We start from the raw sequence: 26,823 nt of genomic DNA, 5'->3' as shown, positions 1-26,823 counted from the left end.
GGACGCCGCCGAACTCAACGTTAGAGACAGGCCCCGGTCGAGAACCGCATGGTTCTCCCGGGGCCTTTCTCCATATCCACACCCCTTTACGCGCCCCGCGGCCGGCCGGCCCGCATTGCCGGCCCGGACCGGGACGGACGAACCTCTGGTGTGCCAGTAGTTCCGCCAGGGGCATGGCTGGGTGGGCCACGTTCGGCACGCCCCGACGGCGCGCCCTCTTCCGCCCACGGCGGCCCAGCACCGGCCGGGGCAGTGCATCCCCGCCTGACGTGCATCCCCACCTGATCGGGTTGTGGACAACCACCCCACCCAGCCACTGACCACCCGGTTTTGTCGGGGGTGGCCGATAGAATGGACTCGGGGACGCCCCCCTCGGGAGGGCGGGGGCACGTCTCCCGGCGGCCAGCAGGCTCACTGCGGTCGGCGGAGCAGGTAGGTGTCCATGATCCACCCGTGCTTCTCCCGAGCCTCCGCGCGGACCGCGCGGATCCGGGCGGCCAGGGCGGCGTCCAGCGGACCCGACAGCAGGATCTCGTCCGGCGTGCCCACATACGCGCCCCAGTAGATCAGCAGGCCCTGGTCGGTGAACTGGTCGAAGGTGGTGTGCGCGTCGAGCAGGACGAGGACGTCGTCGGTGTCCGGGGGCCAGCCGGTGGCGAGGCGGCGGCCCGTGGTGAGCTGCACGGCGCGGCCGATCTGGTTCATGGTGGTGCGGTGGCGCGCGACGAGGGCGGAGATGCTGCTCACGCCGGGCACCACTTCGTAGTCGAAGGCCACGGTGCCCCGCGCCAGCACCGCCTCGATCAGCGTGATGGTGCTGTCGTACAGCGACGGGTCGCCCCACACCAGGAAGGCGCCGGTCTGGCCGTCGGCGAGTTCGTCGCGGATGAGGCGCTCGTAGACGTCCGTGCGCAGGGCGTGCCAGTCGGCGACGGCGGCGCGGTAGTCGGCCGGCGTGCGGTCGCGTGCGGGGTCCTCGGCCGTGACCACGCGATACCCCGGCCGCGTCACGAAGCGCGCCAGGATGTCCTCCCGCAGCCGCACCAGGTCGGCCTTGGCGGCGCCCTTGTCGAGGACGAAGAAGACGTCGACGCGGTTCAGCCGGTCCACGGCCTGGACCGTCAGGTGCTCCGGGTCGCCCGCCCCGATGCCGATGGCGTAGATCTTCCGCATGAGCAGAGTCTGCCGGGGTGGGTAACCAGCCCCACAGGCGACCCGTGCGCCGAACCCCTACCCCCAAGGGGTATAAAGGATGTAGGAGTGCTACCACGAGCGAGGAGCCGGCGATGACCGAAGCCACCTACACCGTCGAGGGTATGACCTGCGCGCACTGCGTCGGCGCGGTGAGCGAAGAGGTCGGCGAGCTCTCCGGCGTCCGGACGGTCGACGTCGACCTCGAGTCCGGCGCGGTGAAGGTCGTGAGCGAGCAGCCCCTGGCCGTCGACGCCGTGGCGGCCGCCGTCACCGAGGCCGGCTACCGGCTCGTCGCGTAGGACGCGCAAGGCATGAGCACCACGGCACACCCGGCTCCGCAGACGGTCGAACTCGTCATCGGCGGGATGACCTGCGCGTCGTGCGCCGCCCGCGTCGAGCGCAAGCTCAACAAGGTCGACGGCGTCACGGCGAGCGTCAACTACGCCACCGAGAAGGCCCACGTCGAGTTCCCGAGCACGGTTTCCGTCGCCGACCTCGTCGGCGTCGTCGAGGCCACCGGCTACACCGCCCAGCGCCCCGAGCCCGAAAAGCCCGAACCCGCCGAGGACCACGACGAGACGCGCCCCCTGCGCGATCGCCTGCGGTACTCGGCGTTGCTCACGGTGCCGGTGATCCTGCTCGCGATGGTCCCCGCCCTGCAGTTCGACAACTGGCAGTGGCTGTCGCTGACCCTCGCCGCGCCCGTCGTGGTGTGGGGCGCCTGGCCGTTCCACCGCGCCGCGTGGACGAACCTGCGCCACGGCGCCGCGACGATGGACACCCTCATCTCCCTCGGTGTCGCCGCGGCCACGCTCTGGTCGCTCTACGCCCTGCTCTTCGGCACCGCCGGCGAGCCGGGCCTGCGCGACACCTTCGAGCTCACCGTCATGCCGGGCGCCGGCGCCGGCACCATCTACCTCGAGGTCGCCACCGGCGTCACCACGTTCATCCTCGCCGGCCGCTACTTCGAGGCCCGGTCCAAGCGCCGCTCCGGCGCCGCGCTCCGGGCGCTGCTCGAACTCGGCGCCAAGGACGTCACGGTCCTGCACGACGGCCGTGAGACCCGGGTCGCCGTCGACGGCCTGCGCGTCGGCGACACCTTCGTGGTGCGCCCCGGCGAGAAGATCGCCACCGACGGCGTGGTCACCGAAGGCGGCTCCGCCGTCGACGTCAGCGCGATCACCGGCGAGTCCGTGCCCGTCGAGGTCACCGTGGGTGACGCCGTGACCGGTGCGACCGTCAACGTCGGTGGCCGCCTCGTCGTCCGGGCCACCCGCGTCGGCGCGGACACCCGGCTCGCGCAGATGGCGCGGCTCGTCGAGGACGCGCAGAACGGCAAGGCCGCCGTGCAGCGCCTGGCCGACCGCGTGTCGGCGGTGTTCGTGCCCGTCGTCCTCGTGCTGGCGCTGGTCACCCTGGTCGCGTGGCTGGCCAGTGGCGGCGACACGGCCGAAGCGTTCACCGCGGCCGTCGCCGTGCTGATCATCGCCTGCCCGTGCGCGCTCGGTCTCGCCACGCCCACGGCGCTGCTGGTGGGCACCGGCCGCGGCGCCCAGCTGGGCATCCTCATCAAGGGCCCCGAGGTGCTCGAGTCCACCCGCCGCGTCGACACGGTCGTGCTCGACAAAACCGGCACCGTCACCACCGGCCGCATGAGCCTCCTCGAGGTCCACCCGGCCGACGGCGTCACCGAAGCCGAGGTGTTGCGCTACGCGGGCGCGGTCGAGCACTCGTCCCAGCACCCGATCGCGATGGCCGTCGTCGCCGGCGCCCGCGACCGCGTGGGCGAGCTGCCCGCCGCCACCGGGTTCCGCTCCACCGAGGGCCTCGGCGTCACCGCGCTGGTCGACGGCGCGGCCGTGCTCGCCGGCCGCTCCGCGTTCCTGGCCGACTGGGGCGTCCCCGTCGACGGCCCGCTCTCCGAAGCCAAGGCGGCCGCCGAGCAGCGCGGCGCCACCGCGGTCTTCGTCGCGTGGGACGGCGTCGCCCGGGCCGTGCTGGTGGTCGCCGACACGATCAAGCCGACGTCCGCCCAGGCCGTCGCCGAACTGCGAGCCCTGGGTCTGAAGCCGGTGCTCCTGACCGGCGACAACGCGGGCGCCGCCCAGGCGATCGCCGACGCGGCCGGCATCGACGAGGTCGTGGCCGAGGTGCTGCCCGAGGACAAGGTGGCCGTCGTCAAGCGGCTGCAGTCCGAGGGCCGCGTGGTCGCCGTGGTCGGCGACGGCGTGAACGACGCGGCCGCCCTTGCCCAGGCCGACCTCGGGCTCGCCATGGGCACGGGCACCGACGCGGCCATCGAAGCGGGTGACCTCACGCTCGTGCGCGGCGACCTGCGCGCGGCCGTCGACGCCATCAGGCTCTCGCGCCGCACGCTCGCCACGATCAAGGGGAACCTGTTCTGGGCGTTCGCCTACAACGTCGCCGCGCTGCCGCTCGCCGCGTTCGGGCTGCTCAACCCGATGATCGCGGGCGCCGCGATGGCGTTCTCGTCGGTGTTCGTGGTCTCGAACAGCCTGCGCCTGCGCAGCTTCCGCGCCGCACGCTGAATCCACTCGGTGAAAAAGGGGCGTCCCGGCCGCGGGGCGCCCCTCGTTTTTCACCGCGTTACGAGCGGACCAGCCGCGCGATCGCGTCGGAAGCTTCGCGGACCTTGAGGTCAGCCTCTTCGCCACCGTTCGCGGCGGCCTGGACGACGCAGGTGGCCAGGTGCTCGTCGAGCAGCTCCAGCGAAAACGACTGCAGCGCCTTCGTCGCCGCCGAAACCTGGGTGAGGATGTCGATGCAGTACTTGTCCTCCTCGACCATGCGCTGCAGGCCGCGGATCTGTCCCTCGATGCGGCGCAGACGCTTCAGATAGGCATCCCGCTCGCTGCCGTAGCCCGTCATCGCACCGTTCCCCTTCGTCAACACCCGTACGGGTCCAGTATACCCACCCCACGTATCCGATACGGGGTATGTGTATTTCAGCTCTGGACGGCCACCGCGATGACCAGCCCACCGACGTTCGCGGTGAAGTGCACCAGCACCGACGCCAGGACACCACGGCCGAAGTGGCGCCACGCGTGCAGGAAGACCCCGGCCGCGGCGGCCGCGACCATCGCGAGCACCTGCAGCACCGACGCCGGGATGCCGCCCAGCGCCGCGTGCACGGCCGCGTTGCGCCCGACCGCCAGCGCCGGCAGGAAGTGCCACAACCCGAAGAACGCCGACGCGCCGAGGATCGGGCCCCACCGCCAGCGGTCGTCGCGCGCGCCGAGCAACGCCGGCAGCACGCTCCGGAACGCGATCTCCTCGACGATCACGGTCCCGAACGTGATCCGGCCGAGCGTGAGCCACACGAGCTGCAGGAGGTCGGGCGTTCCCACCCGCCCGTCGTGGTAGACGGTCCGCAACCCGGGCACCGCGGCGGCGATGCCGAAGAGCAGCAGGAAGAACGCCGACCCGATCAGGCCGGCGATCGCCGCGCGCCCCAGCGTCGCCCGGCTGACGCCGAGTTCGGCCGACGTGTAACCGGCGCCGAACGCCAGCGTGAGCAACACAGCAGCCGTCACTGCTCCGCACACCGGGTACGCCCACCCGGGCAGCACGCGGTTCGCGAGCGTCGTCGCGGTCGCGAGCACCACCACACACACCACGACGAGCAACAGCCGGGTCGACGTCCGCGCCTCGGTGGTGGTGGTCACCGGTCCAGCCTAGAGCCGCTGATCACCTCAGACGGTCGGCGCAGGTCAGTGCCGGTGCCCGGCCGTCAGCCCGGTGCCGGCGCTTGGGTGAGGGTCGGTTTGCGGCGCTGGACCGGCACAGGTGTGTCGGCGTCTTCGTCGGTGGGGTCGAGGGCCGTCGACGCGCGGGCGAGGACTTCGCGGCAGCCGGACAGCGCGGTTTGCAGGCGGTGGTGCACGGCGGTCAGTTCGGCGACGCGGTCGTCGGCATCCGTGACGACGCGGGTCGCGTAGTCCGTGGCGCGGCGGACGCGGGTCTCGGCTTCGGCGGTCGAATCGCGGACGAGGGCCGCAGCCTGCGCTTCGGCTTCGCCCACGCGGGTTTCGGCTTCCGCCGTCGAGGTGCGGACCAGTGTGTCCGCTTTGTTCTCCGCGGTCCGGACGAGCTTTTCAGCGTCGGCCGTGGCGGTGCGCACCAATGTTTCAGCGTGCGCGGTGGCGTTGTGGACCAGGTTCGCGGCCTCGGCCTCCGCGTTCGAGGTCAGCTCGTCGAGCGCGGCCATGGTCGCGACGCGGCGCTCGTCCAGTTCGGCGATCGTGTCGGCGCGGCGTTTGTTCAACGCGTGGGTGAGGTCCTCTTCGAGCAGGCGACGGCGCTGCGCGGCAACGCCGTCGGCGTGCGCGCGTTCGGCCGCGGCCCGGCGCATGAACTCCTCGTGCTCGGCGCGGTGGCGCCGGCGATCTTCCTCGGTCGCGGCGACGAGCGCACGTTCCTTCTCGGTGAGCCGCACGGCTTCGGCCTCGGCGTCGAGGCGGGTTTGCTCGGCTTTTTCCTTCGCCTGCGCGATGATCTCCGAAGCTTCTTCGCGAGTCAGCTCGATCATCCGGCGTGATCGTTCCTGCAGTGCGTCGGGCCGGATGGGGGTTCGGCTGATGCGGTCGATCGTCGCGGACAGCTCGCGGTTCTGCTCCGCCAGGTGGGCCAAGCGCCGCATCGCCGCGTCGCGTTCGGCCGCCATCCGCCGGAGCTCGTCCTGGGCCCAGACCACGAATTCCTTGACCTGGCCTCGGTGAAAGCCTCGCCAGGCCGGTTCGAAGCGGGGCTCGACGGACGTCAGGTCCTCGCCGCCTCCGGGGGCCATAGCCTCACCTCCCATTTGGATGGTTTCTCCTCGAGCGCGACGTTTTCGTTACGCCACTGAGGTTTCCGTGTGCCATCCAGTGTGCCCGAAGTCGGGCCGGAAGTGGGGGCGGGGCCCGCGATCAATCTTCGAGTGGATCTTCGGCGCCGGTCGCCGTGCTGCGAACACCGGGCAGTTCCGCCAGATCCGCGGTCAAGTCGGTGAGTTCACCCCGGCCCTGCAACCGTAGTGTGACGACCGCGATCCGTTGCCCTTCCTCGGAAACCGTCTCCCGGTCGACCGCCACCCGGTGGACGACCCAGCCGCGGTCGGTGCAACTTTCGAGCACGGTTCGCAACACGCCGTGCCCGTCGGAGTAGCTCAGCCGCAACACGGGTGGTTCCCGCCGGTGCCGCGCCACGAAGCGGGAAAGCCGCGGGAAACCGCGCGTGATCACGATGAGCCCGGCCGTGGTCGCGACCGCGAGCACGGGCAGCCCCGCGCCGCACGCGACGCCGACCGCCGCGGCGAGCCACACCGTCGCCGCCGTCGTCAGCCCGCGCACGGCGTCGCGCCGCACGAAGATCAGCCCGCCACCCACGAACCCGATGCCGGACACGATCTGGGCCGCGATCCGCGACGGGTCGAGCGCCACGTGGTCGAGGCCGAGCAGGTCGGAAAACCCGTACTTCGACACGAGCATGAACACCGCGGACCCGACGCCCACCAGGGTGTGCGTCCGCAGGCCGGCCTGCTTGTTGCCGGCCTCGCGTTCCAGGCCGATCACCGTGCTCAGGATCAGCGCGAGCACCACGGGCAGCAGCAGCGACCACTGCCGGTCGGTGGACCAGAGAGCGTTCACCCCGTCACTGTGCCCGCTCGCGCAGGCGCGCGCCGCCCGGCCCCCGCGGTGGATCACCCCTAAGCTCCCCGCATGGCCCGGTACTTCGACGTCCACCCGCAGAACCCGCAGCGGCGCTCGCTGGGACAGGTCGTGGACCTGCTCCGCGAAGACGGGCTCATCGCGTATCCCACCGATTCGTGCTTCGCCCTCGGCTGCCGGCTCGGCAACCAGACGGGCATGGAGCGCATCCGCGCGATCCGCAAGCTCGACCACCGGCACCACTTCACGCTGGTCTGCCAGGACTTCGCCCAGCTCGGGCAGTTCGTGATCGTGGACAACGCGGTGTTCCGCGCGATCAAGGCCACCACGCCCGGTGCCTACACCTTCATCCTCCCCGCGACGAAGGAAGTGCCGCGGCGGCTCATGCACCCGAAGAAGAAGACCGTCGGCGTGCGCATCCCGGACCACGTGGTCACGCAGGCGCTGCTCTCGGAGCTGGGGGAGCCGCTGCTGTCGAGCACGCTCCTGCTGCCCGACTCCGGCGAGCCGCTGACCCAGGGCTGGGAGATCAAGGAGGAGCTCGACCACCAGCTCGACGCCGTCCTGGACTCCGGCGACTGCGGCGTCGAGCCGACCACCGTGGTCGACTTCTCCTCCGGGGAAGCCGAGGTCGTCCGCTACGGCGCGGGGGACGCTTCGCGCTTCGAGTGACCCGCCTCAGCTACCCGTGAGGTAGCGCTGCAGCGTGGGGCCGAGCCAGTGCACGGTTTCGTCCGCGGTCAGGTCGGCGACCGGCGGCAGCTTCAGCACGAACCGGCACAGCGCCAGCCCCAGCACCTGCGTCGAGATCAGCCCCGCGCGCAGCGGGGCCTCCGCCGCGTCCGGGCACACCTTCGCCACCTGCGGCCCGAGCTGCGCCGCGAAGATCGTGCGCATCCGCTCGGCCGCGGCCGGGTTGGTGACGCCCGCGCGCAGCAACGCGAACAGAGTCTCGTCGTCGGACCAGCGGTTGAGCACGTGGCGGACCAGCAGTTCACCGGCGTGCTCGCGCGGCAGCTCGGCGAAGTCGGGCAGCCGCAGGTCGAAGTCGGCCGCGGCCGCGAACAGCTTCTCCTTGGAGCCGTAGTAGCGCATGACCATCGACGGGTCGATGGCGGCGTCGGCGGCGATGGCCCGGATCGTCGCGCGCTCGTAACCGTCCGCGGCGAAGCGCTCGCGGGCGGCGTCGAGGATCGCGGCGCGGGTGGCCGACGAGCGGCGAGGGCGGTCCGGAGTCATGCCAACAACTGTAGGCCAACGGGTGTTGACATCGCCAGGGCAGGCGCGTCTACTGGATGCCAACAGGTGTTGGCAAACGAGCGTTGACCTAGGGGGCCGAGATGGAATCGGACGTGCTGGTCGTCGGAGCCGGGCCGGTCGGGCTGCTGCTGGCGGGAGACCTCGCCGAAGCCGGCGTCGCCGTGACGGTGCTCGAGCGGCGGACGACGGGATCGAACCTGACCAGGGCATTCGGCGTGCACGCCCGGACGCTGGAGCACCTCGACGTGCGCGGCGTCGCGGACGAACTGATCGCCACCGGGAAGCCGCTGCGCGAACTGCGGTTGTTCGACCGGGTCGCGCTCGACCTCGCGAACTTGCCCTCGCGCTACGGCTACCTGCTGATCACGCCCCAGACCCACACCGAGGACGTGCTGCGCGCCCGGGCGGAACGGCTCGGCGCGAAGTTCGTCTGGGGCGCCGAGGTGCGGACGCTCACCCAGGACGACCGCGGCGTCGACGCAACCACCGCCGACGGGCAGCGCTACCGCTCGCGCTACCTCGTCGGCGCCGACGGCCTGCGCAGCGTCGTGCGCGACCAGCTCGGCCTGCCGTTCCCCGGCCGGTCGGTGCTGAAGTCGATCATGCTCGCCGACGTGCGCCTGGCCGAACCGCCCGAAGACCTGCTCGTCGTCAACGGCGTGGGCGACGGGTTCGCGTTCGTCGCCCCCTTCGGCGACGGCTTCTACCGCGTGTTCGCGTGGGACCGCCGCCGCCAGGTCCCCGACGACGCGCCGCTGGACCTCGACGAGGTCCGCGACATCACCCGCCGGTCGCTCGGTACCGACCTCGGGATGCGCGACTCCCGCTGGCTGTCCCGCTTCCACAGCGACGAACGCCAGGCACCGCACTACCGCGTCGGCCGCGTGTTCCTCGCCGGCGACGCCGCGCACGTCCACTCGCCCGCGGGTGGCCAGGGCATGAACACCGGCCTGCAGGACGCGGCCAACCTGAGCTGGAAACTCGCCGAGGTGCTCGCCGGCCGGATGCCCGAAAGCCTGCTCGACACGTACGAGAGCGAGCGCCACCCGATCGGCCGCCTCGTCCTGCGCAGCTCCGGCGCCATCATCCGCCTGGCGATGGTCAAGCCGGTCCTGCTGCGCGAAGCGCGCAACCGGGTGCTCGGCGCCGCGCTGTCGCTGCCCGCGCTCGGGCGGCGGGCGGCCGGGATGATCTCGGGCGTCGGCCTCCGCTACGCGCCGCCGGCCGGTGCCGACCGGCTCGTCGGTGCCCGCGCCGCCGACCGGCCGTTGCCCGGTGGCCGGCTGCACGAGCTGCTGCGCGGCGGCCGCTTCGTCTACATCGGACCCCGTCGGCCGGCGACGCTGCCGGACCACGTGGTCTTCGCCCGCGGCTCCGGTGAGGTGCTGGTGCGGCCCGACGCGCACGTCGGGTGGGTCGGCGATCCGGCCGCGTACTTCGGCTGACGGTGGTGGCGGAGTGGGCGTACCCCCGGTGAACGCCCACCCCGCCCGGCTCACGCGCCGACCGCGGCCGGCTGGCCGAGGACCTGCGTGTACTCGTCGGCCAGGCCGACGGCGGACGCGCAGTGCCACGCCACGATCGCGTCGGGCCGCACGAGCAGTGCGCCGCCCGCTTCGAGCTCGACGTCGGCCAGCCACGCCCGGTCTGCGACGGCGACCGCCCGCAGCCCCAGCCGCTGAGCCTCGGTGGTCCAGTGCGCCTCACCCGGCGAGGTGAGCAGCACGAACCCGGCGACGTCCACAGTGGACACATCGGGGGAAACCCAGGCGTGGGGCACCCGGGTACCGGGCCGGCCACCCGGCGCGTAGTGGTCCTCCGGCGCCGGGCCGCGGCCGTCGGCGACGAAGGCGCCCTCGGGGTACTGGACCCCGAACAGGCCGACAACCGGATCGACCGGCGGGGTGTCTTCGCTGGTCACCTTCGCGATCATGGTCCCGAGGTGGCCGCTGACCCGGCTCGAGAACTCGGCCGTCGCGTAGCCGACGGGGTGGCGTTCGGCGTGGTAGGTGTCGAGCAGCGCCGGCGCCGCCGACCCGGCGAGCACGGCCGCGAGCTTCCACGTGAGGTTGTGGACGTCGCCGATCGCGGTGTTCGCGCCGGCCGCGGCCATCGGCGGCATGGCGTGCGCGGCGTCGCCCGCCAGGAACACGCGGCCCTGCGCGTAGCGGTCGGCGACGTACATCCCGGACTCCCACGGCATCAGGCTGAGCACCTCGACGTCGAGGTCGGGCACGCCGACGACCGTGCGCAGCAGGTCGCGCCGGCCTTCCTCGTCGAGGCTGGCCGAACCGGGGAAGTCGGAGGTCGAGAACAGCCAGCGGTCGGTGCCGTTGACCGACACGAACGCCCCCGACGCCGCCGGGTTCTCGATCCGGCACAGGTTGAACCGCTTGTCGCGCACTAGTTCGGTCAGGTCCGCGCGGAACGCGATGTCGAGGTTGTCCGCCAGGTGGCCGTACCCGCTGCGCGGGATGCCGAGAGCCTCGCGGATCGGGCTGCGCGTGCCGTCGGCTCCGAGCAAGTAGGCGGCGCGGACCTCGAACGGCTCGCCCCCGGCCGGTCGGACCACCGCGGTGACGCCGTTGTCGTCCTGCGTGAACGACACCAGTTCCGTCGAGAACCGCACGGAGACGCCGCGCTCTTCGGCGGCGCGCCGCAGCACCGGTTCGAGTACGTCCTGCGGGCAGAGCACGCTCGGCGCGGGGCTGCAGTCGCCCATCTTCGCGTGCTTCGTGATACCCGCCCGCATCGCCGGGGTGACCTCGGGCCACCGCGCCTCGGCCAGGGTCGGGCCGGTCAGCATCCCCGCGAACGACGCCAGCGGCGCGCTCGCCCGGGCCACCGCGTCGGCCAGGCCGAGCACGCGGAACACCTCGGTGCTGCGGTGGTTGAACCGCCGCGCCTTCGGCTGCGGTGACGTGCTCGCGTGCTTCTCGACCAGCACCGCGTCGACGCCGTGGTGGTTCAGCAGCAGTGCCGCGGTCAGCCCGGCGACCCCGCCGCCGCTGATGAGGACCTGCGTGCGGTCGGTCATGAGTGCTACCCCCAGGAGTAAGTGTACGTCGTACATTATGTGTACGTTGTACGCGTCGAGTACGGTGTACGCAAGTCCCGGGAGGTGGAGTGAGCGCTCAAGGAACCCCGACACCGCCGATCTGGCTGCTGCCCGAGCCTGCCGAACGACGGTGGGGCCTCGGCCGCGCGGAGATCGTGAAGACGGCCATCGCGATCGCCGACGCCGGCGGGGCCGAGGCGCTCACCATGCGCGCCGTCGCGAAGGAGCTCGGTTCGTCCACGCCCATGTCGCTCTACCGGTACGTGCACAACAAGGACGGCCTCGTCGACCTCATGCTCGACGCCGCGAACGCCGAGGTCGCGACCCCCGAACAGCCCGGCGAAGACTGGCGCGCCGAACTCACGCAGCTCTCGCACGACGCGTGGGAGATGGCGAAACGCCACCGCTGGTTCGCCGAGCTCGTGCACTCGCGCCCGCCCGCCGGGCCGAACGCGAGCCGCCGCCAGGAGTTCGTGCTGGCCACCTTCGTCGGCCTCGGCCAGGAGCTCACCGCCGCGCTCGGGTTCCACCGCCTGCTCGACGGGTACGTCGTCGGCCAGGCGCTGCAGCGGGCCGAGGAGCAGAAGATGTGGCAGCGCAACCAGTTCGCCGACCTCGGCGAGGTCCAGGAATTGGCTCGGACCTGGTTCGCCGGCGTCGGCGACGGCACCCCGCGCTACCCGCTGCTCGAGCGCGTGGTCCAGGGCTTCCTGACCGGCGACGCCCAGGCCCCGGGGCTGCCACCGGAGGACGTTCAGTTCACGCTGGGGCTCGACTGCCTGCTCGACGGGATCGCCACCCGGCTCTGACGGTTGAGCGCGCGGCCGGCCACCACCGTCAGCACGGCGAACGCCGCCGCGCTGACCCAGGCCACTGTGGACAGTCCTGAGCCGAACGCGGCGTGGGCGTTGTCCACCAGCTCCTGCGCCCCGGTGGACTTCGCGACGGCCTCAGCGCCCGCGAGGCTCTCCCGAGCTCGGTCGGCCGGAACGCCGGACGGCACGACCAGCCGGGCCCGGTAGACGGCCGCGGCCAGCGAGCCGAGCAGCGCCATGCCGAGCGTCCCGCCCAGCTCCAGGCAGGTCTCCGACGTCGACGCGGCGGAACCCGCCCGTGCCGGCGGCACCGAACCCACGACCATCCCGGTGCCCAGCGCGACGAGCGGTCCGTCGCCGAAGGCCACGATCGCCAGCCCCGCCGACGCCGGAAGCAGGTCCGCGGCGCTGCCCGCCACCGCGACGAGGACGAACCCGCCGACGCCCAGCACCAGCCCGGCGGCGATCGCGAACCGCGGGCTGACCCGCCGGGTGAGCGCCGGGGTCAGTGCGCAGCCGAGCGCGATCGCCAGGCCCATCGGCGCGTACCAGATCGCGGCCTCGAGCGGCGACAACCCGAGCGCGAGCTGGAACCACTGGCTCACGAGCATGCCCATGCCCGCCATGAACAGGCCCGTGAGCAGCATCGTCACGAGGACCGCCCCGACCTGCGGACGGCGGAACAGCGAGAGGTCGAGCAGCGGGGCGGCGAGGCGCCGCTGCCGGCGGACGAACGCGGCGCCGAACCCGAGCCCGGCCAGAACCGCGAGCGCGGCCGCGGTCCCGCCACCCGTCGCCAGTTCCTTGATCCCCCACACCGCGGGCAGCACGGTGGCCAGCGACAGGGCGACGCTCACCGGGTCGAGCTTCGCGTCGCCCGTGCCGCGGTGCTCGGGCAGCAGGGCCGGGCCGAACACCAGCAGCAGGAGCATCACCGGCGCGCCGAGCAGGAACACCGAGCCCCACCAGAAGTGCGCGAGCAGCACCCCGCCGAGCACGGGCCCGAGCGCGGCGCCGCTGAACTGGCACAGCGCCCACAGCGAAATCGCCTTGCCGCGCTGCTTCGCGTCGGGGAACAGGGTGCTGATCAGGGCGAGCGTCGAAGGCATCAGCGTCGCACCGGCGACGCCGAGCAGGGCGCGCGTGACGATCAGCGTCCCGGCGTCGGACGCGAACGCGGCGACGACCGACAGCACCCCGAACGCCGCGGCGCCGATGAGCAGCAGCTTCCGGCGGCCGATGCGGTCGCCGAGCGTGCCCATCGTGATGAGGAACCCGGCGATGAGGAAGCCGTAGCTGTCGGTGAGCCACAGCTGCTGCACGCCGCTCGCGCCCAGGTCGACGGCGATCGCCGGCAGCGCCAGGAACACCACGCCGATGTCGAGCGCGACGAGCAGCGTGGGCAGCATCAGCACGGCCAGGCCGAGCCAGGCGCGTGGGGTGGCAGGCATCTCCGGGTCCCTTCCTCGGGTGGTTTCGCGAGGGGGTCGCAACCGCCGTGAGCTTCCGGACACGCACGCGTCCGCTAGGTTGAGGCGGAATCCGGTTACCTGGGGAGGGCGACGTGAAGTTCCTGCTGATCATGCACATGAACCCCGAGGTCTGGGAGGGCCTGTCGGAGGAGACCAAGGACTCGGTGATGGCCGGGCACGGCGACTTCATCACGAAGATCCGCGAGTCGGGCGAACTGGTGAACACCCAGGCACTCGGTGTGCCCGCGGAGAGCGCGGTGGTGCGCGTGCGCGGCGGTGTCCCGGCCGTCACGGACGGGCCGTTCATCGAGTCGAAGGAGTTCCTCGCGGGCTTCTACCTGGTGGAGTGCGAGAGCCGGGAGCGCGCGCTCGACCTCGCCGCGATGATCCCCGACGCCGGGATCGAAGGGCTCGGCATCGAGGTCCGCCCGATCGCCTTCTTCGCCGACGCCGAGAGCGAGATCGAGCCCGGCTGATGGACCCCGAACTGCTCCGGCCGCTCGTGCCGCAGGTGCTCGGCGTGCTCGTGCGCCGGTACGGGCAGTTCGAGGCGTGCGAGGACGCCGTGCAGGAAGCGCTGCTCGCCGCCGTCGAGCAGTGGGCCGGCGGGCCGGTGCCGGACAACCCGCGGGCGTGGCTGCTGACCGTCGCGACCCGCCGGCTCACGGACCTGTGGCGCAGCGAGAGCGCGCGCCGCCGGCGTGAGGAGACGGTGGCCGGCCAGGAGGTCACGCAGACCGTGCCCGGGCCGGGTGAGGATCTGGCGCCGGAGCACGACGACACGCTGAGGCTGCTGTTTCTGTGCTGCCACCCGGCCGTGACGCCGAGTTCGCAAGTCGCGCTGACGCTGCGCGCGGTCGGCGGTCTGACGACGGCGGAGATCGCGAGCGCGTTCCTCGTGCCCGAAGCCACGATGACCCGCCGCATCACGCGTGCGAAGGAGAGCATCGCGGCCGCGGGATCGACGTTCGCCGAACCGTCGGCCGAGGACTGGCCGGCGCGGCTGCAGGTCGTGTTGCACGTGCTGTACCTGATTTTCAACGAGGGGTACACGGCGTCGTCGGGAGAGCAGTTGCACCGCGTGGAGCTGACGGCCGAGGCGATCCGCCTGACGCGCGCCGTGCGCGGCCTGCTGCCCGGCGACGGTGAGGTCGCCGGCCTGCTGGCCCTCATGCTGCTCACCGACGCGCGCCGCCCGGCCCGCACGCGTGAGGGCGCGCTGCTGCCGCTGGCCGACCAGGACCGTCGCTTGTGGACGGTGCCGCTGATCGTCGAAGGTGTGGAGCTGGTGAGCCGGACCCTCGGGCGGGGCCCGGTCGGGCCGTACCAGGTGCAGGCCGCCATCGCCGCGCTGCACGACCGCGCGGCGAGCACCGAGGACACCGACTGGCCGCAGATCCTCGAGCTCTACGGCGTGCTGGAGGAGCTCGCGCCCAGCCCGGTCGTCACGCTCAACCGCGCGATCGCCGTCGCCATGGTCGACGGCCCCGCCGCCGGGCTCGCGCTGCTCACCACCATCGAGGACGACAACCGGATCAAGCAGGGCCACCGCCTCGACGCCGTGCGCGCCCACCTGTACGAGCTGTCCGGCGACCCCGTCGCGGCCCACGCGCACTACCTGCGCGCGGCCAAACGGACGTCGAGCGTGCCCGAGCGCCGCTACCTGCACGCGCGGGCGGAAATGTTTCTCCCCGCGCGCCGATGAGTTCCGCCGCCGGCCCCGGTACATCCCTGCGACACTCCGACGCGGAAGGGATCACCACCATGACCACCACCACGCCCGCCGAGATCCAGGACCTGCTGCACCGCCTCTACGCCGCCTGGGCCGACAACGACGCCGACGCCTTCGCCGCGCTCTACGCGCCGGACGCGACCGTCGTCATGCCCGGCGTGTTCCACCAGGGCCGCGCCACCGTGCGCGAGTACATGGCGGCCGCGTTCGACGGCCCGCTCAAGGGGTCCCGCGGCATCGACGAGCCGCAGGACGTGCGGGTCCAGGGCGACACCGCGATCGTCGTGAGCCGCGCCGGGATCCTGTTCGCCGGCGAGGAATCGCTGCCGGCCGAGCACGAGCGCGTCGCCACCTGGGTACTGACCCGCGGCGACGGCGCCTGGTCCGTGGCCGCCTACAGCAACGCACCGGCCCACTGACGTGCCCGACTTCGCGACGAGCACCTCTCCGCACCGGGCCGAGCTGGTGGTGCACTGCTACCGCCTGCTCGGTTCGGTGCACGAGGCCGAGGACCTCGTGCAGGAAACGATGCTGCGCGCGTGGCGGGCGTGGGACCGCTACGACAGCGCACGGGCGTCCGTGCGCACCTGGCTCTACCGCATCGCGACCAACGCGTGCCTCACCGCGCTCGAAGGCCGCGCCCGCCGGCCGCTGCCGACCGGCCTCGGCGGCCCGGGTGACGACCCGATGACCCCGCTCGTGCCCGCGTTCGACGTGCCGTGGCTGCAGCCGTTCCCGGACGACCCGGCGGCGCTGGCCGCGGCCCGCTCGGGGATCCGGCTCGCCTTCGTCGCCGCGATGCAGGCGCTCCCGCCGCGCCAGCGCGCCGTGCTCGTGCTGCGCGACGTCCTGGACTTCAGCGCCGCGGAGGTCGCCGACCTGCTCGACACCACCACGGCCTCGGTGAACAGCGCGCTGCAACGCGCGCGAGCCGGCGTCGAGGGGATCTCGGGCGACGAGCTGCCGGAGTCCGGCGAAGAGGTGATCGACCGCTACGTCCGGGCGTTCGAGGCCGCGGACGTCGACGCTCTCGTGGCTCTGCTCACCGACGACGTCGTGATGGAGATGCCGCCCGTTCCGCTGTGGTTCAGTGGCCGCGCCGACTACGGCCGGTTCCTCACTCGCGTCTTCGACATGCGCGGCCCGCGGTGGCAACTGGTGCGCACCACGGCCAACGCCCAGCCCGCCTTCGCCGCCTACTGCTGGGACGGCGCCGCCTTCCGGCTGCACACGCTGCAGGTCTTCAGCATCGACCGTGGGCTGGTGGCCCACAACGCGGTCTTCCAGGACCCGGCGGTGTTCGAAGCGTTCGGGCTGGCGCCGGTCCTCGGGTGAGGGTCAGCCGAGCAGAGGACGGACCTCGACGCCACCGTCGAGGACGGGGACGAAGGTGCCGATCTGCACGGCGTGGTCGAGGTCGCGCGCTTCGACGATGAAGAAGCCCGCCATCGCCTCCGGACTGACCGCGAACGGTCCCTCCGTGACCGAAGAGCCGCGCAGCGAACGCGTTTGCGCCGACGGCTCCGTGGCGTAGCCGGCGATCAACGCGCCACCCGAATCGGCGATCCGGCCTTCCACCCGGGCGTGTGCCTCGAGCACCTCGGGCGGCAGGTCGGCGACACCACCGGGCGTCTCGCGCTCGTAGATCAGGATCGCGTAGTGCGGCATCCGCCTCTCCTTCGCTCGGCCGAACGGCCCAAAGCTACTGCGGCTCGAGCAGGAACACGCGGATTTCGCGATGGGCGGCGCGGACGGCGTACCGGTCGTAGGCCGGCCAGTACGCGGCGACGGCGTCCCACATCTCCTGGCGTTCGGTGCCTTCGAGCAGCCGCCCGCGCACAGCGGTGGTGCGACCACCGCGCTCGACCGTGGCGTCCGGGTGGGCGAGCAGGTTCGCCGACCACGCGGGGTGCTTCTCGCCGCCCCAGTTGGAGCCGATCACGACGAACCCGCCGCCGCGCTCGACGTAGAGCAGCGGCACCTGCCGCGGTTCGCCGCTGGTGCGGCCGACGGTGGTGAGCAGCAGCGTCCGCAGCCCGACTGCCGCGCCGATCCCCACGCGTCCGCCGGTGACCCGCAGCAGCACGCGATCGGCCGGCACGAGCGCACGGCCGATCGCGGCGAACGCGGTGCTCTTGCCGAAGCCGGTGATCAGCCCTCGCAGTCCCATCGGCGCAGCCTACGGGGCCGCAGCGAGCGTGCTCCGCAGCGCCGCCACGACCGGCCCGGGCCGATCGGCGAGGTAGAAGTGGCCGCCGGGGTGCGTCGTGGAAGTGAAGCCGCCGGTGGTGTGGGCAGCCCACGCGCGCACTTCGGCGGGCGTGACGCGCGGGTCGTCGGCGCCGGCGTGGGCGTGGATCGGCGCGGTCAGCTCGGCGGCGCTGCCGGCGTAGGTCTCGACGGCGGTGTAATCCGCGCGCAGGGCGGGCACGACCAGCGCGCGCAGCTCTTCGTCGGCGAGCACCCGCGGGTCGATGCCGCGAAGTTTGGTCACTTCGGCGAGCAGACCGTCGTCGTCTCGCCGGTGCACGGCTTCCTCGCGGCGGACGGACGGGGCGCGGCGCGCGGAGACGACCACGGCCTGCGGCCCCGAACCCCGCGCTTCCAGCCGCAGGCCGATTTCGAACGCGAGCGTCGCGCCCATGCTGTGGCCGAAGAGCACCACCGGCACGTCGAGCCACGGCAGCAGCGCCTGCGTGACCGCGTCGGCGAGGTCGGGGATCCACGTGAACGGCGGTTCGCCGAAGCGGTCCTGCCGGCCGGGGTACTGGACGGCGAGCACGTCGGCGTCCGCGCGGAGTTCCTTCGAGAAGGGGTGGAAGAACGACGCCGCACCACCCGCGTGCGGCAGGCAGACCAGCCGCACCGGGGCGTCGTCGGCGGGGTGGTAGCGCCGGATCCACCGGTCGTCGCTCATGGGCCTCGATCCTGCCGCACCCCCAGGCGCGGCAGGATCGAGGTGTGGGTCAGCGCACGTCGGTCAGCGCGACCCGCTGGAACACGATCGATTCGTACGGTCCGGCCGTGCCCGTCTCGTACAGCACGCCGAGCGTCCTCGGGCCGTCCTGCACGAGGTCGGAGTAGCCCGCCGGGTTCGGCGTGAGCGTGAGCCCCGGCTGCCAGGTGCGGCCGCCGTCGGTGCTGAACCGCAGCTGCATCCGCGCGCGGGTCGCCGGGTCGGCGGGGCCGGAGTAGACCAGCAGCCGGTGGTCGGCCGTCTGCAGCACGCTGCCTTCGACCTTCGTGCCCGAGATCCCGGGCTGCACCTGGTACGGCTTCGCGAGCGTCTGGCCGCCGTCGAAGCTGTAGCCGTCGACGCGGTGCTCGGCGGCGGAACCCTGGTTGCGGCTGGAGAAGTACAGCCGGCCGTCGGGCAGTTCGGTCATCGACGTCTCGTTGGCGGCGATCACACCGTCGGTGCGGTCGTCGGTGAACCCGATGTGCCAGGTGCGGCCGTTGTCGTCGCTGTAGAGGTCGTGGCCGCCGTAGTACTTCGCCTCCGTGCCGACGTCGGCCGAGCCGGCGGGTGGGGCACTGGAGTGGTTGGCGGGCACGACGATCCGGCCCGCGTGCGGACCGTGCTCGAGCACCGTCGCGTGGCCCGGACCCGTCGCGTACCAGCGCCAGTTCGGCAGCTTCGTCTCGTCGGTGATGTCGCGGGCTGGGGTCCACGTGCGGCCGTTGTCGCGGCTGCGCGAGACGAACACGCGGCGCGTGTCCTGCTGCGAAGCCACGCCGGACATGATCTGCGCTTCGCTGACCGGTCCGTTGTGGACGGTGAGGAGCACGAGCTCGCCATCGCGCGCGAGGACCGGTGTCGGGTTGCCGGCGGTGTTGTCGCCGTTGGTGTCCACGACGCTCAGCGGGCCCCAGGTGCAGCCGTCGTCGCGGGAGGTCTTGGCGACGGTCTGGATGGCGCCGGAGTCGCCGGCCGAATCGCGCCGGCCTTCGGCGAACGCCACCAGCGACCCGTCGGCGGCGCGCACCACCGCGGGGATCCGGAAGGTGTCGTACCCCTCGGTGCCGGACGTGAACGGCACCGAGGACGGACAGCCGTGGTGCGCGGGAGCGGCCGTGGCCGCGGGGGTGAAGGGCAGCCCGAGTGCGGCTGCCGCGAGAAGAGTCGTGCCGAACCTGCGGATCGGGGACACGCTCCGCCTCCTCGTCGGTGAGATGGGGATCGGGGTGGAGAAGACTTAGGACGTGGGATGTCCGACGTCCCATGTCCGGACAACCTAGGGAGCGGTTCCCCGTTCGTCAAGGTGCGCTGGCGTAGGGTTCCGGCATGACGGAGGCCCGCGCCAGCTACCACCACGGCAACCTGCGTGCCGTGCTGCTCGAGAACGCGGAGCGGGTGCTGGAGGAGTCGGGTCCCGACGAGCTGTCCCTGCGGCAGCTGGCCCGCGAAGCCGGCGTGAGTCACGGCGCGCCGCGGCAGCACTTCGCGGACAAGCGGGCGCTGCTCGACGCGCTCGCCGAGCGGGGGTTCGAGCAGCTGGGGAGCGAACTGCTGGCCGCTCGGATGGCCGAGAACGCGCCGTTCCGGGACCAGCTGCTGGCCTTCGCGCGAGCGTGGGTCCGCTTCGCGACGCGGCGGCCGGCCCTGCTGGACCTGATGTTCGCGGCGAAGAACCGTGATGACGCCCTGCAGGCGGTGGCGGACCGGACGTTCGCCGCGACGTCGGCGATGATCGCCCGAGCGCAGGAGGCCGGTGAGGTGGTGGCCGGGGAGAGCGTGCCGTTCGCGATCTTCGCGACTCTGCAAGGGCTCGCGTCGCTGGTCACCAGCGGCATGAGCGGTGCGCGGCCGCCCGCGCAGCTCGTCGACGAGACCATCACGACGCTCGTGGACGGTCTGCGGCCACGCTGAGCTGTCGATACTGCCGGGCTGTCGATAATTGAGACAACCGGGGCGGGTTGCCCGTGCGATCGTGCCGGGCGTGGACGTGGACCTCACCGTGACCGCTGGGAACTACCGCTTCGACGGGGTGTCGTTCGCGGTCGACACGAACATCTGGCTCCTCGGCGACGAGGAGGAGGTCCTCGTGGTCGACGCCGGCTTCGACGCCAGCGCCATCACCGCCGCGATCGACGGCCGTGACGTCGTGGGCATCCTCTGCACCCACGCCCACAACGACCACGCCGACGCCGCGCTGTCGCTCGCCGACGCGACGGGCGCGCCGGTGCTGCTGCACCCGGACGACGCGAAGCTGTGGGCGCGGGTGAACCCGGGCCGCCTCCCGGACGCCGAGCTGGCCGACGGGCAGGTGCTCACGGTCGCCGGTTCACCGGTGGTCGTGCTGCACACGCCCGGCCACACGGCCGGTTCGGTGTGCCTGCACCTGCCCGACGAGGGCCTGCTCTTCAGCGGCGACACCCTGCTGGCCGGCGGCCTCGGCATGACCGGCGACGTGCTCTCGAGCCGATCGACGCTGCTCGATTCAGTGCGCCGGAAATTGCTCGTGCTGCCGGGTGAAACGGTGGTGCACCCGGGTCACGGCTACGACACCGAAATCGGCACCGCACGCGAAGAATTACCGTTTTGATTCAGCCGATCCTTTCGCACGCCAGCGAGAGGTCCACGCCGTACAACACGTACGAGCACTCGTGCGACGCGTGCCCGGCGTCGGTTTCGGTACACGCCAACGGGAACCCGAGCACGTCGATCGAACAGTAGGCGTAGAAGCGGTCGCGGTTACCCGGCACCTGATCAGCCGCGGCGGGCAGGGCAGCGGCGAGCAGCCCGCCGCACACGAGTGCGCCGGCTGTGGCCAGGGAAACGATTCGAGTTTTCATCGTCGCCGTTCCTCTCCGGTCGAATGCGGGGTTTCCGCGTTCGGGAAATTCCCGGTTTTCCGCGTTTTCACCGCTTGATCACCCCAACGTGTAGCGACCAGGTCGTTCGAGATCCGGGCGGCTGCCCGCAAGCACGTCATCGGGGCGGCGCAGGGGTAGTCGATCTCCCGTCGGTTGCGAAGTCGGGTTCGTCAGTGCACGCCGATCGTGATGGATCCGATGCGCCATCGCGGTCCACATTGGATATTGGCCTTCGACGTCCTCCGTTCGTTCGGGTATTTTCTTTCTGTCGCGGCGAAAGCTGTCCAACGCCCGCGCCATCTTCCGGGGCGCCGGCGATCGCACCCACGTCCGCCACACCACCGAGTTCGCAGCCGACGTCAGAGCATTCCTTGGCGAATCCGCCGCATCCGTACCGCGAGGGCAGACCAGTGCCCGTTCAGCCGTGGATACCGGCCCAGCCGCCACAGCCTGCGCTCGCGGGCCGCTCAGCGTCTGGTGTTTGACCGACTACGTTCCGCTTCTATCTGACGGCTGATAGATATCGCGCATCGTCTAACAGTGCTGCGCGGACCGACCGGTTAGTTCAGTGCTTCGAGCCGCAAGACGATCGCGCGCCGGGTGTGGGCCTCGCCTGACCCGCCGACTTCTTCGCGGGCGCGGTCGGGCGCCTCGCTCGATCGCGCGTCCGGACTGGCGACGGTGAAGGGCGATGCGAGCGCCCGGCGTTGTGCGGCGAGTGCGCGTGCCGTCTCGTCGGCGGTGGCGGTGGTGACGCGGCGGACGGTGTCGCGCGCGTCCGGGCCGTCGCGTTCGATGCGGCAGTAGCCGGCGGCCAGGAGGTTGCGCACCCAGTCGCGGTCGGGTGCGGGGGCGCAGACGTAGTGCTCGCCGTCGAGTTCGGTCACGTTCAGCGCCGTCGGCTGGGGCTCCCCGGACTTCCGGCCGAGCACGTCGACGACTCTGAGCACCGGGATGCCGTCCTCGTACGGCTTGACGGGCGCTTCCCGCACCTGCTCGACGTCCACGGTCCCTCCTCGCTGTCGTCACTCGACGATACGGTTCGCCTACGGAGCCGAACCTCCCGGCGCCGGATCAGGCAGCGTCCGAAGTGGACTGTCCGGTTGTTGTCCTGTCGCTCTCGGGTTTCCCCTCCTGAGGCTCGGGTTGTGCGAAGTCGAACAAGAGCTGAACGGCGTTTTCCTTCCTGCGGCGCCGTCGCGGTGTGGCGTCCGGCGCAGGCGGCTCGGCTATCCGGCGGGGGTTTTCGCCGTGCTGCGGGTGGTCGGCGAGGTACCGCAGCTTGAGCAGGTGCCGCCGGACGAGTCCTGCCCGCCGCGCCTCCTCGAACACCGACCGCGCCGCCTGGTTGCCCGCGCGCCGCCGGCGCCGCGGTTCGTTCTGGTCCACGGAAGTCCTTCCCGCTGTGGCTGCGAGCGACCGCGCGGTCACGCGATTCGCGCTGGCGGCACTAGATAACAAGCGTGTCTCAAGTGGAACTCGGCCCGGATCTGTTGAGCCATTCGGCCGCTGCGGAATCCGTCGTCCGGTCCTGTCGGTGGTTTCCGGGTTCGTGGCGCCGTCCACAGTGGGCGCACCGGCTCGCTTCGACGCGCATCCCGGCCGGACCACGTCGTCTCGCGCGGGCCGTGTGCCGCGCGCGGACCGCGCGCGGCATATCCCCTGGTGGTGCCCCCGGCAGGACTCGAACCTGCGACCTAGAGATTAGAAGGCTCTTGCTCTATCCAGCTGAGCTACGAGGGCCCGGGTCGACGTCGGTTGCCGATCTCCAGCACCGGCAGCTTAGTCGTCACCAACCTCTCGATCGTTCGACACCGTCGAATCGTTTCAGGTCTCGTCTCCCGAATTCGCCGGGCGGCTCACCCGCGCCACGCCCTCGCGCGGGTGATCTTGACCGGTCGGCCCGCCGGCCACGGCACCACCGCTCACCAGCGCTTCACCGGGGAGCCACGGGGCCTGCCCGGGCGTTGCCCGCCCACGAAACCGACCCCGAACGGGTGGGATCGCCACGCCGTGCCGGCCCAGCTTGCGGCGACCGCGTTTGGGCAGGTCCGCGGCCGGAATTCGGTCTGCATCCCACACTCCTGGAACTCGATGTGGCGCGACTTGCGCCACCGGTGATGAATGCACCGCCCGTGACCGAGCGGATGGGACGCCGGTGGCCGACGGCGGGGATGGCGCCGCCGCCGGCCACCGCGGGTGGGGACGGGGAGGAGAACCCGCGGGCGCGCCAGGACTCGGGGAAGCTGACGCGCCCACGGGCCGGGGCCGCTCGGGGGACGGCCCCTTCGGACCCACCCCCGACGACGCACCGCGATGGGGGCCGCGGAGTCGCCGAGCGCAGGACCGGTCTGTGGGCAGGTTCGGAATCGGATCGGTGGGTGGGTGATGGGTTGGCTCTGCGGGCCGGTGAGGTTGGTCGGCGGTGATGGGTTGGTCGGCGGTGACGGTTGGGTTGGTCGGCGGTGACGGTTGGGATGGTCGGCGGTGACGGTTGGGGTCGGTCGGCGGTGATGCGTTGGTGGGCGGTGACGGGTTGGTCGGCGGTGACGGGTTGCGTTGGTGGGCGGTGACGGGTTGGGTTGGTCGGCGGTGATGCGTTGGTGAGCAGGTCGCGAGTTCGGTCTGTGACTCAGCCGGTGACCTGCACCGAGCTGGTCGGCGTCAGAGACCGGCCGACCCGGTTTCCGTGCCACGACGCCCGCGGCTACGGACGACTCGCACCGATCCCGGCCACATCCAGCCCCAAGCTGGCGCCGGCGTCGCCGACCACTCACCGACCGCGGTCGCGGTCAGCAGGCGAGCCAGATAGTGCTCGGTGCCCTTCGTGCTGCGCCCCGCTCGTGGCCGACGAGGCGCCGACCGCAGGCGTTGGCAGCACACGAGCCGAGTGGTGCGCCGGCCTGCGGCTTCACCCCCCCCAGTTGGTGGCTGACCCGCGCCGATCGCGGGCTTGGTGAGCACCGCAGCCGGTGGCGCTCGGTTGCCGGTGTGCTGAGCCCCTTCCCACCGCGGACCACGCACCGACTGCGGGCCTCGGTCAGTACCCCAGCCGGCTGGCGCTCGATCGCCGATGGTGGTCCCGCCCGCGGCTGACCACACACCGGCCCGAGGTTTGGTCGGCACGCGAGCCGGGTTGTGCTCGGCGCCTTTGCGGTGAGCCCCTTCCCATGTCCGACCGCGGGCCTCGTTCGGTACTCCAGCCGGCTGGCGGCCGATCGCCGATGGTGGTCCCGCCCGCGGCCGACCACACATCGGCCCGAGGTTTGGTCGGCGCACGAGCCGGGTTGTGCTCGGCGCCTTTGCGCTTAGCCCCTTCCCTCGGCCGACCACGCACCGACCGCGGACCTCGGTCAGTACTCCAGCTGGCTGGCGCTCGATCGTCTTTGGTGGTCCCGCCCGTGGCCGACCAAATACCGCGGTCCGAGGTCTGGTCGGCACGCGAGCCGGGTTGTGCTCGGCGCCTTTGCACTGAGCCTTCGCCTGCTGGCCACGGACCGGCCGCGGGCGAGCCAGCAGCCAACCCGGTAGCGCTCCTTGCTTTGTGTGCTGAGCCTTCGCTCGTGGCCGACCACCGCCGGTCGCGGGGCGGTCGCCAGGCCAAGCGGGTGATGCCCGACCGTCCGCCGGCTGATCGGTCGGCGCGGATCGCGGACGGACGATCCGCAGGTTCGCCCGTCGGAGGACCACTACCGGTCCGGTCGATCCGCGGTCTGGCCGGATCGCCCGTGGACCAAGCCTCCTGCCGCTGCGATCCGCGTTGGCTCGCCGGTCATGCCGGGTCGTTGCGGATCAGTTGCGCGGCCTGGCACGGGACCCCTCGGGGTCGATTCGCCGTTCCGGGTCGAACCGACCCCAGCCGCGGCCCCCGTCAAGCCGACCCGAGGTGGGTAGCCACCTACGGGTCAACCTCACCGAGCCGCAGAGCGGAGCGGAGCCGTCGTCGGGATGGCGCGGCCGTGCTGAGCGGGGCGGCGCGGTCCGGTGCCGGTCAGTTCCAGATCTTGATGGCGCGGACGACGAATGGGGATTGCGGAACGTAGGTGCCGCCACCCGGATAGGTGGTGAAGTCTCCCTCGGTGGTGCATTCTGCGCTCTGGTAGATGGTGACGTCGCGAGTGAGGCGGTTGGTGAAAGAATGCGCTTCGAATCCCTCGGGTAGGGCAATGCAGTCTTCGGGGTTTGCGGTGCGGAGGTCGTAGTGCTGGGTTTGGCCCGAGTAGGTTTCCGCGTTCCAGAGGCACAGTTCGCCCACCGCGCAGGTCGGGTCGGCGCCTGCGGGAGATGCCTGGTGGGCACTGGCGGGTGGTGCCGTCGGTGCCGCCGGTGCGGCGGCGGGTGCGGCTGAAGCCATCCCCGTCCCTGCCAGGAGGCCCGCCGTGGCCAGCAAGAGGACGCGCGGCAGGCGTGGCGGCAAGCCGGGCAGGCGGGACGGTGTGGCCATGCGGCCGGGGTGGCCGGGGAAGACGGGCAGCTTCGGGAGCAGGCGTCGGAACATCGTGGGAACTCCCCCCTCGTTGGCGGCCGGAAGCGGGCGCCGTGGAATGTGTGGTTTCTACGATGGCGGGTGGGAGGGAGTTTGTCTGCCCGCATTCCTACGTCTGTGGACAAGTAGTCTTCCGTCGCTCGAATGGGACGGAGTTGTCCACAAATCGGTGAACGGTATTGCTAAACGGGCGCCGTGCTGTTTCGGCGGATCAGTGACACCGGCAGAACGACGGGCGGCGGTGGAGTGCCGCCGTCGAGGAGGTGCAGCACGAGCTCGCCCGCGGTGCGGCCCTTGCCGGCGAGGTCCTGGCGGACGGTGGTGAGCGGGGGTTCCGCCCAGGCGGCTTGCGGCGTGTCGTCGAAGCCCACCACGGACACGTCCGACGGCACGTGCAGGCCGAGCTGCCTGGCGGCGGCGACGGCGGCGAGCGCGAGCTGGTCGGACATGCACAGCAGCGCTGTTGGGCGAGGGGAACGGTGCAGCAGCTCCACGGCGCTCGCCCGCGCCGTGTCGGCGGACAGCCAAGGAGCCTCCGACACGGCGACGTCCGAGATCCCCGCGTCCGACAGCGCCGACAGGTAACCCGCCAGGCGCTCACGCGTCCCGTGGAACGAGCTGGCCAGCGCCGACTCCAGGCTGGACGGCCCGTCGGACAGCCGCGGCGCCGACAGGACCGCGAAGCGCCGGTGGCCGAGCTCCAGCAGGTGCTGTGCGGCCAGCGCCGCGCCGCCGCGGTCGTCGCAGCCGACGCGGGCGGTGTCGGGCAGCGGGGGCTGGTCGATGACCACGAGCGGCAGCCTGCGGTCGTGCACGGTCTGCAGCGCGGGCGTGCCGTCGGCCAGCGAGTACGCGATGGCGATGTCCGCCTGCGCCGCCAGCACGCGTCCGGCGGGCGGCCCGCCGTGCGCTTCGGCTCCGGGCAACAGCAGCAGCGCGTGACCGCTCGGTTCGACGGCCTTCGCGAGCGCGTCGAGCGTGATCGACAGCGCCGGGTCCGAGAACGCGGCCGACAGCGACGCGTCGAGCAGGAACGCGATCGCCCCGGTGCGGCTCGTCGCCAGGCTGCGCGCGGTCGGGTTCGGCCCGGGGTAGCCCAGCTCCTTGGCCGCGCGCAGGACCTGCTCGCGCAGCTGCGTCGACAGCTGGTCAGGCCGGTTGTACGCGTTGGAGACGGTCGCGCGGGACACCCCGACCGCCTCGGCGACGTCGTCCAGCGTCGGGCGCCGGCGCCGGGTGCTCGTCATCGGCGGAGCATAGCGCGAGCTAGACACGCTGAAGCGCTTAAGTCATTCTGGGCCAAGGGCTCCCGGCAGAGAG

At 72.0% G+C, this 26,823-nt stretch carries 28 protein-coding genes and 1 tRNA gene; 11 read left to right on the top strand and 18 right to left on the bottom strand.

Annotated elements, in window-relative coordinates:
- Window positions 1-411: 411 nt before the first annotated feature.
- Window positions 412-1,173: a precorrin-6A synthase (deacetylating) gene (gene cobF, locus ACIA77_RS39840; protein WP_395891316.1), complete on the bottom strand. Its 762-nt coding sequence runs from the start codon at window positions 1,171-1,173 to the stop codon at window positions 412-414.
- Between the two features lie 113 nt (window positions 1,174-1,286).
- Between cobF and ACIA77_RS39835 the strand changes: the two genes are divergently transcribed.
- Together ACIA77_RS39835 and ACIA77_RS39830 are read left to right on the top strand one after the other, a co-directional pair.
- Entirely contained in the window at window positions 1,287-1,493 is a 207-nt protein-coding gene (locus tag ACIA77_RS39835; RefSeq protein WP_395891315.1) for a heavy-metal-associated domain-containing protein, read from the top strand.
- 12 nt (window positions 1,494-1,505) lie between these two features.
- Complete coding sequence (locus tag ACIA77_RS39830) at window positions 1,506-3,743, top strand: heavy metal translocating P-type ATPase (protein ID WP_395891314.1); 2,238 nt, start codon at window positions 1,506-1,508, stop codon at window positions 3,741-3,743.
- A gap of 58 nt (window positions 3,744-3,801) precedes the next feature.
- Here the strand turns inward: ACIA77_RS39830 and ACIA77_RS39825 are convergent, their stop codons facing one another.
- The 4 genes from ACIA77_RS39825 to ACIA77_RS39810 form a co-directional block, all read right to left on the bottom strand.
- Entirely contained in the window at window positions 3,802-4,083 is a 282-nt protein-coding gene (locus tag ACIA77_RS39825; protein ID WP_204094464.1) for a metal-sensitive transcriptional regulator, read from the bottom strand.
- A 77-nt stretch (window positions 4,084-4,160) separates the two neighbouring features.
- Window positions 4,161-4,880 carry a type II CAAX prenyl endopeptidase Rce1 family protein gene (locus ACIA77_RS39820; protein ID WP_395891313.1) on the bottom strand — a complete coding sequence of 240 codons (720 nt, stop codon included), beginning with the start codon at window positions 4,878-4,880 and terminating at the stop codon, window positions 4,161-4,163.
- A gap of 65 nt (window positions 4,881-4,945) precedes the next feature.
- The gene (locus ACIA77_RS39815) at window positions 4,946-6,001 is read right to left on the bottom strand and encodes a M protein (protein ID WP_395891312.1); all 1,056 of its coding nucleotides are present in this window, start codon (window positions 5,999-6,001) and stop codon (window positions 4,946-4,948) included.
- A gap of 121 nt (window positions 6,002-6,122) precedes the next feature.
- Window positions 6,123-6,842 carry an MgtC/SapB family protein gene (locus ACIA77_RS39810; RefSeq protein WP_395891311.1) on the bottom strand — a complete coding sequence of 240 codons (720 nt, stop codon included), beginning with the start codon at window positions 6,840-6,842 and terminating at the stop codon, window positions 6,123-6,125.
- Between the two features lie 72 nt (window positions 6,843-6,914).
- On the opposite strand from ACIA77_RS39810, the gene ACIA77_RS39805 reads away from it, so the two are divergent.
- A complete protein-coding gene (locus ACIA77_RS39805) occupies window positions 6,915-7,535 on the top strand; it encodes an L-threonylcarbamoyladenylate synthase (RefSeq protein ID WP_395891310.1) in 621 nt (206 codons plus the stop codon).
- Between the two features lie 6 nt (window positions 7,536-7,541).
- Here the strand turns inward: ACIA77_RS39805 and ACIA77_RS39800 are convergent, their stop codons facing one another.
- Entirely contained in the window at window positions 7,542-8,102 is a 561-nt protein-coding gene (locus tag ACIA77_RS39800; protein WP_395891309.1) for a TetR family transcriptional regulator, read from the bottom strand.
- A 101-nt stretch (window positions 8,103-8,203) separates the two neighbouring features.
- Between ACIA77_RS39800 and ACIA77_RS39795 the strand changes: the two genes are divergently transcribed.
- Window positions 8,204-9,568, top strand: coding sequence for an FAD-dependent monooxygenase (locus ACIA77_RS39795; RefSeq protein WP_395891308.1), 1,365 nt, complete (start codon window positions 8,204-8,206; stop codon window positions 9,566-9,568).
- A gap of 50 nt (window positions 9,569-9,618) precedes the next feature.
- Here the strand turns inward: ACIA77_RS39795 and ACIA77_RS39790 are convergent, their stop codons facing one another.
- Window positions 9,619-11,160 (bottom strand): FAD-dependent monooxygenase, encoded by a 1,542-nt coding sequence (locus ACIA77_RS39790; RefSeq protein WP_395891307.1) that lies wholly within the window; start codon window positions 11,158-11,160, stop codon window positions 9,619-9,621.
- 89 nt (window positions 11,161-11,249) lie between these two features.
- Between ACIA77_RS39790 and ACIA77_RS39785 the strand changes: the two genes are divergently transcribed.
- Complete coding sequence (locus tag ACIA77_RS39785) at window positions 11,250-11,990, top strand: TetR/AcrR family transcriptional regulator C-terminal domain-containing protein (RefSeq protein WP_395891306.1); 741 nt, start codon at window positions 11,250-11,252, stop codon at window positions 11,988-11,990.
- Here the strand turns inward: ACIA77_RS39785 and ACIA77_RS39780 are convergent.
- The gene (locus ACIA77_RS39780) at window positions 11,936-13,447 is read right to left on the bottom strand and encodes an MFS transporter (RefSeq protein WP_395891305.1); all 1,512 of its coding nucleotides are present in this window, start codon (window positions 13,445-13,447) and stop codon (window positions 11,936-11,938) included. The two genes, ACIA77_RS39785 and ACIA77_RS39780, sit on opposite strands and share 55 nt — an antisense overlap.
- A gap of 113 nt (window positions 13,448-13,560) precedes the next feature.
- On the opposite strand from ACIA77_RS39780, the gene ACIA77_RS39775 reads away from it, so the two are divergent.
- Genes ACIA77_RS39775 through ACIA77_RS39760 form a run of 4 tightly spaced genes read left to right on the top strand, consistent with a single transcriptional unit; the run spans window position 13,561 to window position 16,535 of the window.
- Window positions 13,561-13,944, top strand: a complete 384-nt coding sequence (locus ACIA77_RS39775) for a YciI family protein (RefSeq protein WP_395891304.1) — start codon at window positions 13,561-13,563, stop codon at window positions 13,942-13,944.
- Window positions 13,944-15,173, top strand: coding sequence for an RNA polymerase sigma factor (locus ACIA77_RS39770; protein WP_395891303.1), 1,230 nt, complete (start codon window positions 13,944-13,946; stop codon window positions 15,171-15,173). The genes ACIA77_RS39775 and ACIA77_RS39770 overlap by 1 nt, the downstream gene beginning before the upstream one ends.
- 59 nt (window positions 15,174-15,232) lie before the next feature.
- On the top strand, window positions 15,233-15,619 hold the full coding sequence (locus tag ACIA77_RS39765; RefSeq protein ID WP_395891302.1) for an SgcJ/EcaC family oxidoreductase: 387 nt from the start codon (window positions 15,233-15,235) through the stop codon (window positions 15,617-15,619).
- Between the two features lies 1 nt (window position 15,620).
- The gene (locus ACIA77_RS39760) at window positions 15,621-16,535 is read left to right on the top strand and encodes a sigma-70 family RNA polymerase sigma factor (RefSeq protein ID WP_395891301.1); all 915 of its coding nucleotides are present in this window, start codon (window positions 15,621-15,623) and stop codon (window positions 16,533-16,535) included.
- A 3-nt stretch (window positions 16,536-16,538) separates the two neighbouring features.
- On the opposite strand, the gene ACIA77_RS39755 is transcribed toward ACIA77_RS39760, so the two are convergent.
- The 4 genes from ACIA77_RS39755 to ACIA77_RS39740 are packed head-to-tail and all read right to left on the bottom strand — an operon-like array spanning window position 16,539 to window position 19,351.
- The gene (locus ACIA77_RS39755; protein WP_395891300.1) at window positions 16,539-16,868 is read right to left on the bottom strand and encodes a YciI family protein; all 330 of its coding nucleotides are present in this window, start codon (window positions 16,866-16,868) and stop codon (window positions 16,539-16,541) included.
- Between the two features lie 34 nt (window positions 16,869-16,902).
- Window positions 16,903-17,364 carry a nitroreductase family deazaflavin-dependent oxidoreductase gene (locus ACIA77_RS39750; RefSeq protein ID WP_395891321.1) on the bottom strand — a complete coding sequence of 154 codons (462 nt, stop codon included), beginning with the start codon at window positions 17,362-17,364 and terminating at the stop codon, window positions 16,903-16,905.
- Window positions 17,365-17,379: 15 nt separating this feature from the next.
- Window positions 17,380-18,117 carry a thioesterase II family protein gene (locus ACIA77_RS39745; protein WP_395891299.1) on the bottom strand — a complete coding sequence of 246 codons (738 nt, stop codon included), beginning with the start codon at window positions 18,115-18,117 and terminating at the stop codon, window positions 17,380-17,382.
- 49 nt (window positions 18,118-18,166) lie between these two features.
- A complete protein-coding gene (locus ACIA77_RS39740) occupies window positions 18,167-19,351 on the bottom strand; it encodes an exo-alpha-sialidase (protein ID WP_395891298.1) in 1,185 nt (394 codons plus the stop codon).
- A 134-nt stretch (window positions 19,352-19,485) separates the two neighbouring features.
- Between ACIA77_RS39740 and ACIA77_RS39735 the strand changes: the two genes are divergently transcribed.
- Together ACIA77_RS39735 and ACIA77_RS39730 are read left to right on the top strand one after the other, a co-directional pair.
- Window positions 19,486-20,070 (top strand): TetR/AcrR family transcriptional regulator, encoded by a 585-nt coding sequence (locus tag ACIA77_RS39735; protein WP_395891297.1) that lies wholly within the window; start codon window positions 19,486-19,488, stop codon window positions 20,068-20,070.
- A gap of 70 nt (window positions 20,071-20,140) precedes the next feature.
- Window positions 20,141-20,746 carry an MBL fold metallo-hydrolase gene (locus tag ACIA77_RS39730; RefSeq protein ID WP_395891296.1) on the top strand — a complete coding sequence of 202 codons (606 nt, stop codon included), beginning with the start codon at window positions 20,141-20,143 and terminating at the stop codon, window positions 20,744-20,746.
- 1 nt (window position 20,747) lies between these two features.
- Here the strand turns inward: ACIA77_RS39730 and ACIA77_RS39725 are convergent, their stop codons facing one another.
- From ACIA77_RS39725 to ACIA77_RS39700, 6 genes are all read right to left on the bottom strand, one after another.
- Window positions 20,748-20,996 carry a hypothetical protein gene (locus tag ACIA77_RS39725; RefSeq protein WP_395891295.1) on the bottom strand — a complete coding sequence of 83 codons (249 nt, stop codon included), beginning with the start codon at window positions 20,994-20,996 and terminating at the stop codon, window positions 20,748-20,750.
- A gap of 581 nt (window positions 20,997-21,577) precedes the next feature.
- Complete coding sequence (locus ACIA77_RS39720) at window positions 21,578-22,024, bottom strand: hypothetical protein (protein WP_395891294.1); 447 nt, start codon at window positions 22,022-22,024, stop codon at window positions 21,578-21,580.
- Window positions 22,025-22,091: 67 nt separating this feature from the next.
- Window positions 22,092-22,406 carry a hypothetical protein gene (locus ACIA77_RS39715; RefSeq protein ID WP_395891293.1) on the bottom strand — a complete coding sequence of 105 codons (315 nt, stop codon included), beginning with the start codon at window positions 22,404-22,406 and terminating at the stop codon, window positions 22,092-22,094.
- A 277-nt stretch (window positions 22,407-22,683) separates the two neighbouring features.
- Window positions 22,684-22,760, bottom strand: a tRNA-Arg gene (locus tag ACIA77_RS39710).
- A 2,248-nt stretch (window positions 22,761-25,008) separates the two neighbouring features.
- Window positions 25,009-25,461: a peptidase inhibitor family I36 protein gene (locus tag ACIA77_RS39705; protein ID WP_395891320.1), complete on the bottom strand. Its 453-nt coding sequence runs from the start codon at window positions 25,459-25,461 to the stop codon at window positions 25,009-25,011.
- A gap of 224 nt (window positions 25,462-25,685) precedes the next feature.
- On the bottom strand, window positions 25,686-26,750 hold the full coding sequence (locus ACIA77_RS39700; RefSeq protein WP_395891292.1) for a LacI family DNA-binding transcriptional regulator: 1,065 nt from the start codon (window positions 26,748-26,750) through the stop codon (window positions 25,686-25,688).
- Between the last annotated feature and the right edge of the window lie 73 nt (window positions 26,751-26,823).

It is taken from the genome of Amycolatopsis sp. NPDC051903 (assembly GCF_044452505.1).
Classification (GTDB): domain Bacteria; phylum Actinomycetota; class Actinomycetes; order Mycobacteriales; family Pseudonocardiaceae; genus Amycolatopsis.
The sequence above is the reverse complement of the archived record's forward strand: the minus strand, read 5'-3'. Positions and strand labels throughout refer to the sequence as shown.

Bases quoted from the DNA above. Each gene is read 5' to 3' on its own strand.
- ACIA77_RS39770 (WP_395891303.1), top strand. From the start codon at position 13,944: ATGGACCCCGAACTGCTCCGGCCGCTCGTGCCGCAGGTGCTCGGCGTG.
- ACIA77_RS39790 (WP_395891307.1), bottom strand. From the start codon at position 11,160: ATGACCGACCGCACGCAGGTCCTCATCAGCGGCGGCGGGGTCGCCGGG.
- ACIA77_RS39735 (WP_395891297.1), top strand. From the start codon at position 19,486: ATGACGGAGGCCCGCGCCAGCTACCACCACGGCAACCTGCGTGCCGTG.
- ACIA77_RS39745 (WP_395891299.1), bottom strand. From the start codon at position 18,117: ATGAGCGACGACCGGTGGATCCGGCGCTACCACCCCGCCGACGACGCC.
- ACIA77_RS39800 (WP_395891309.1), bottom strand. From the start codon at position 8,102: ATGACTCCGGACCGCCCTCGCCGCTCGTCGGCCACCCGCGCCGCGATC.
- ACIA77_RS39780 (WP_395891305.1), bottom strand. From the start codon at position 13,447: ATGCCTGCCACCCCACGCGCCTGGCTCGGCCTGGCCGTGCTGATGCTG.
- ACIA77_RS39835 (WP_395891315.1), top strand. From the start codon at position 1,287: ATGACCGAAGCCACCTACACCGTCGAGGGTATGACCTGCGCGCACTGC.
- ACIA77_RS39805 (WP_395891310.1), top strand. From the start codon at position 6,915: ATGGCCCGGTACTTCGACGTCCACCCGCAGAACCCGCAGCGGCGCTCG.
- ACIA77_RS39700 (WP_395891292.1), bottom strand. From the start codon at position 26,750: ATGACGAGCACCCGGCGCCGGCGCCCGACGCTGGACGACGTCGCCGAG.
- ACIA77_RS39795 (WP_395891308.1), top strand. From the start codon at position 8,204: ATGGAATCGGACGTGCTGGTCGTCGGAGCCGGGCCGGTCGGGCTGCTG.
- ACIA77_RS39830 (WP_395891314.1), top strand. From the start codon at position 1,506: ATGAGCACCACGGCACACCCGGCTCCGCAGACGGTCGAACTCGTCATC.
- ACIA77_RS39765 (WP_395891302.1), top strand. From the start codon at position 15,233: ATGACCACCACCACGCCCGCCGAGATCCAGGACCTGCTGCACCGCCTC.
- ACIA77_RS39815 (WP_395891312.1), bottom strand. From the start codon at position 6,001: ATGGCCCCCGGAGGCGGCGAGGACCTGACGTCCGTCGAGCCCCGCTTC.
- ACIA77_RS39725 (WP_395891295.1), bottom strand. From the start codon at position 20,996: ATGAAAACTCGAATCGTTTCCCTGGCCACAGCCGGCGCACTCGTGTGC.
- ACIA77_RS39825 (WP_204094464.1), bottom strand. From the start codon at position 4,083: ATGACGGGCTACGGCAGCGAGCGGGATGCCTATCTGAAGCGTCTGCGC.
- ACIA77_RS39705 (WP_395891320.1), bottom strand. From the start codon at position 25,461: ATGGCCACACCGTCCCGCCTGCCCGGCTTGCCGCCACGCCTGCCGCGC.
- cobF (WP_395891316.1), bottom strand. From the start codon at position 1,173: ATGCGGAAGATCTACGCCATCGGCATCGGGGCGGGCGACCCGGAGCAC.
- ACIA77_RS39755 (WP_395891300.1), bottom strand. From the start codon at position 16,868: ATGCCGCACTACGCGATCCTGATCTACGAGCGCGAGACGCCCGGTGGT.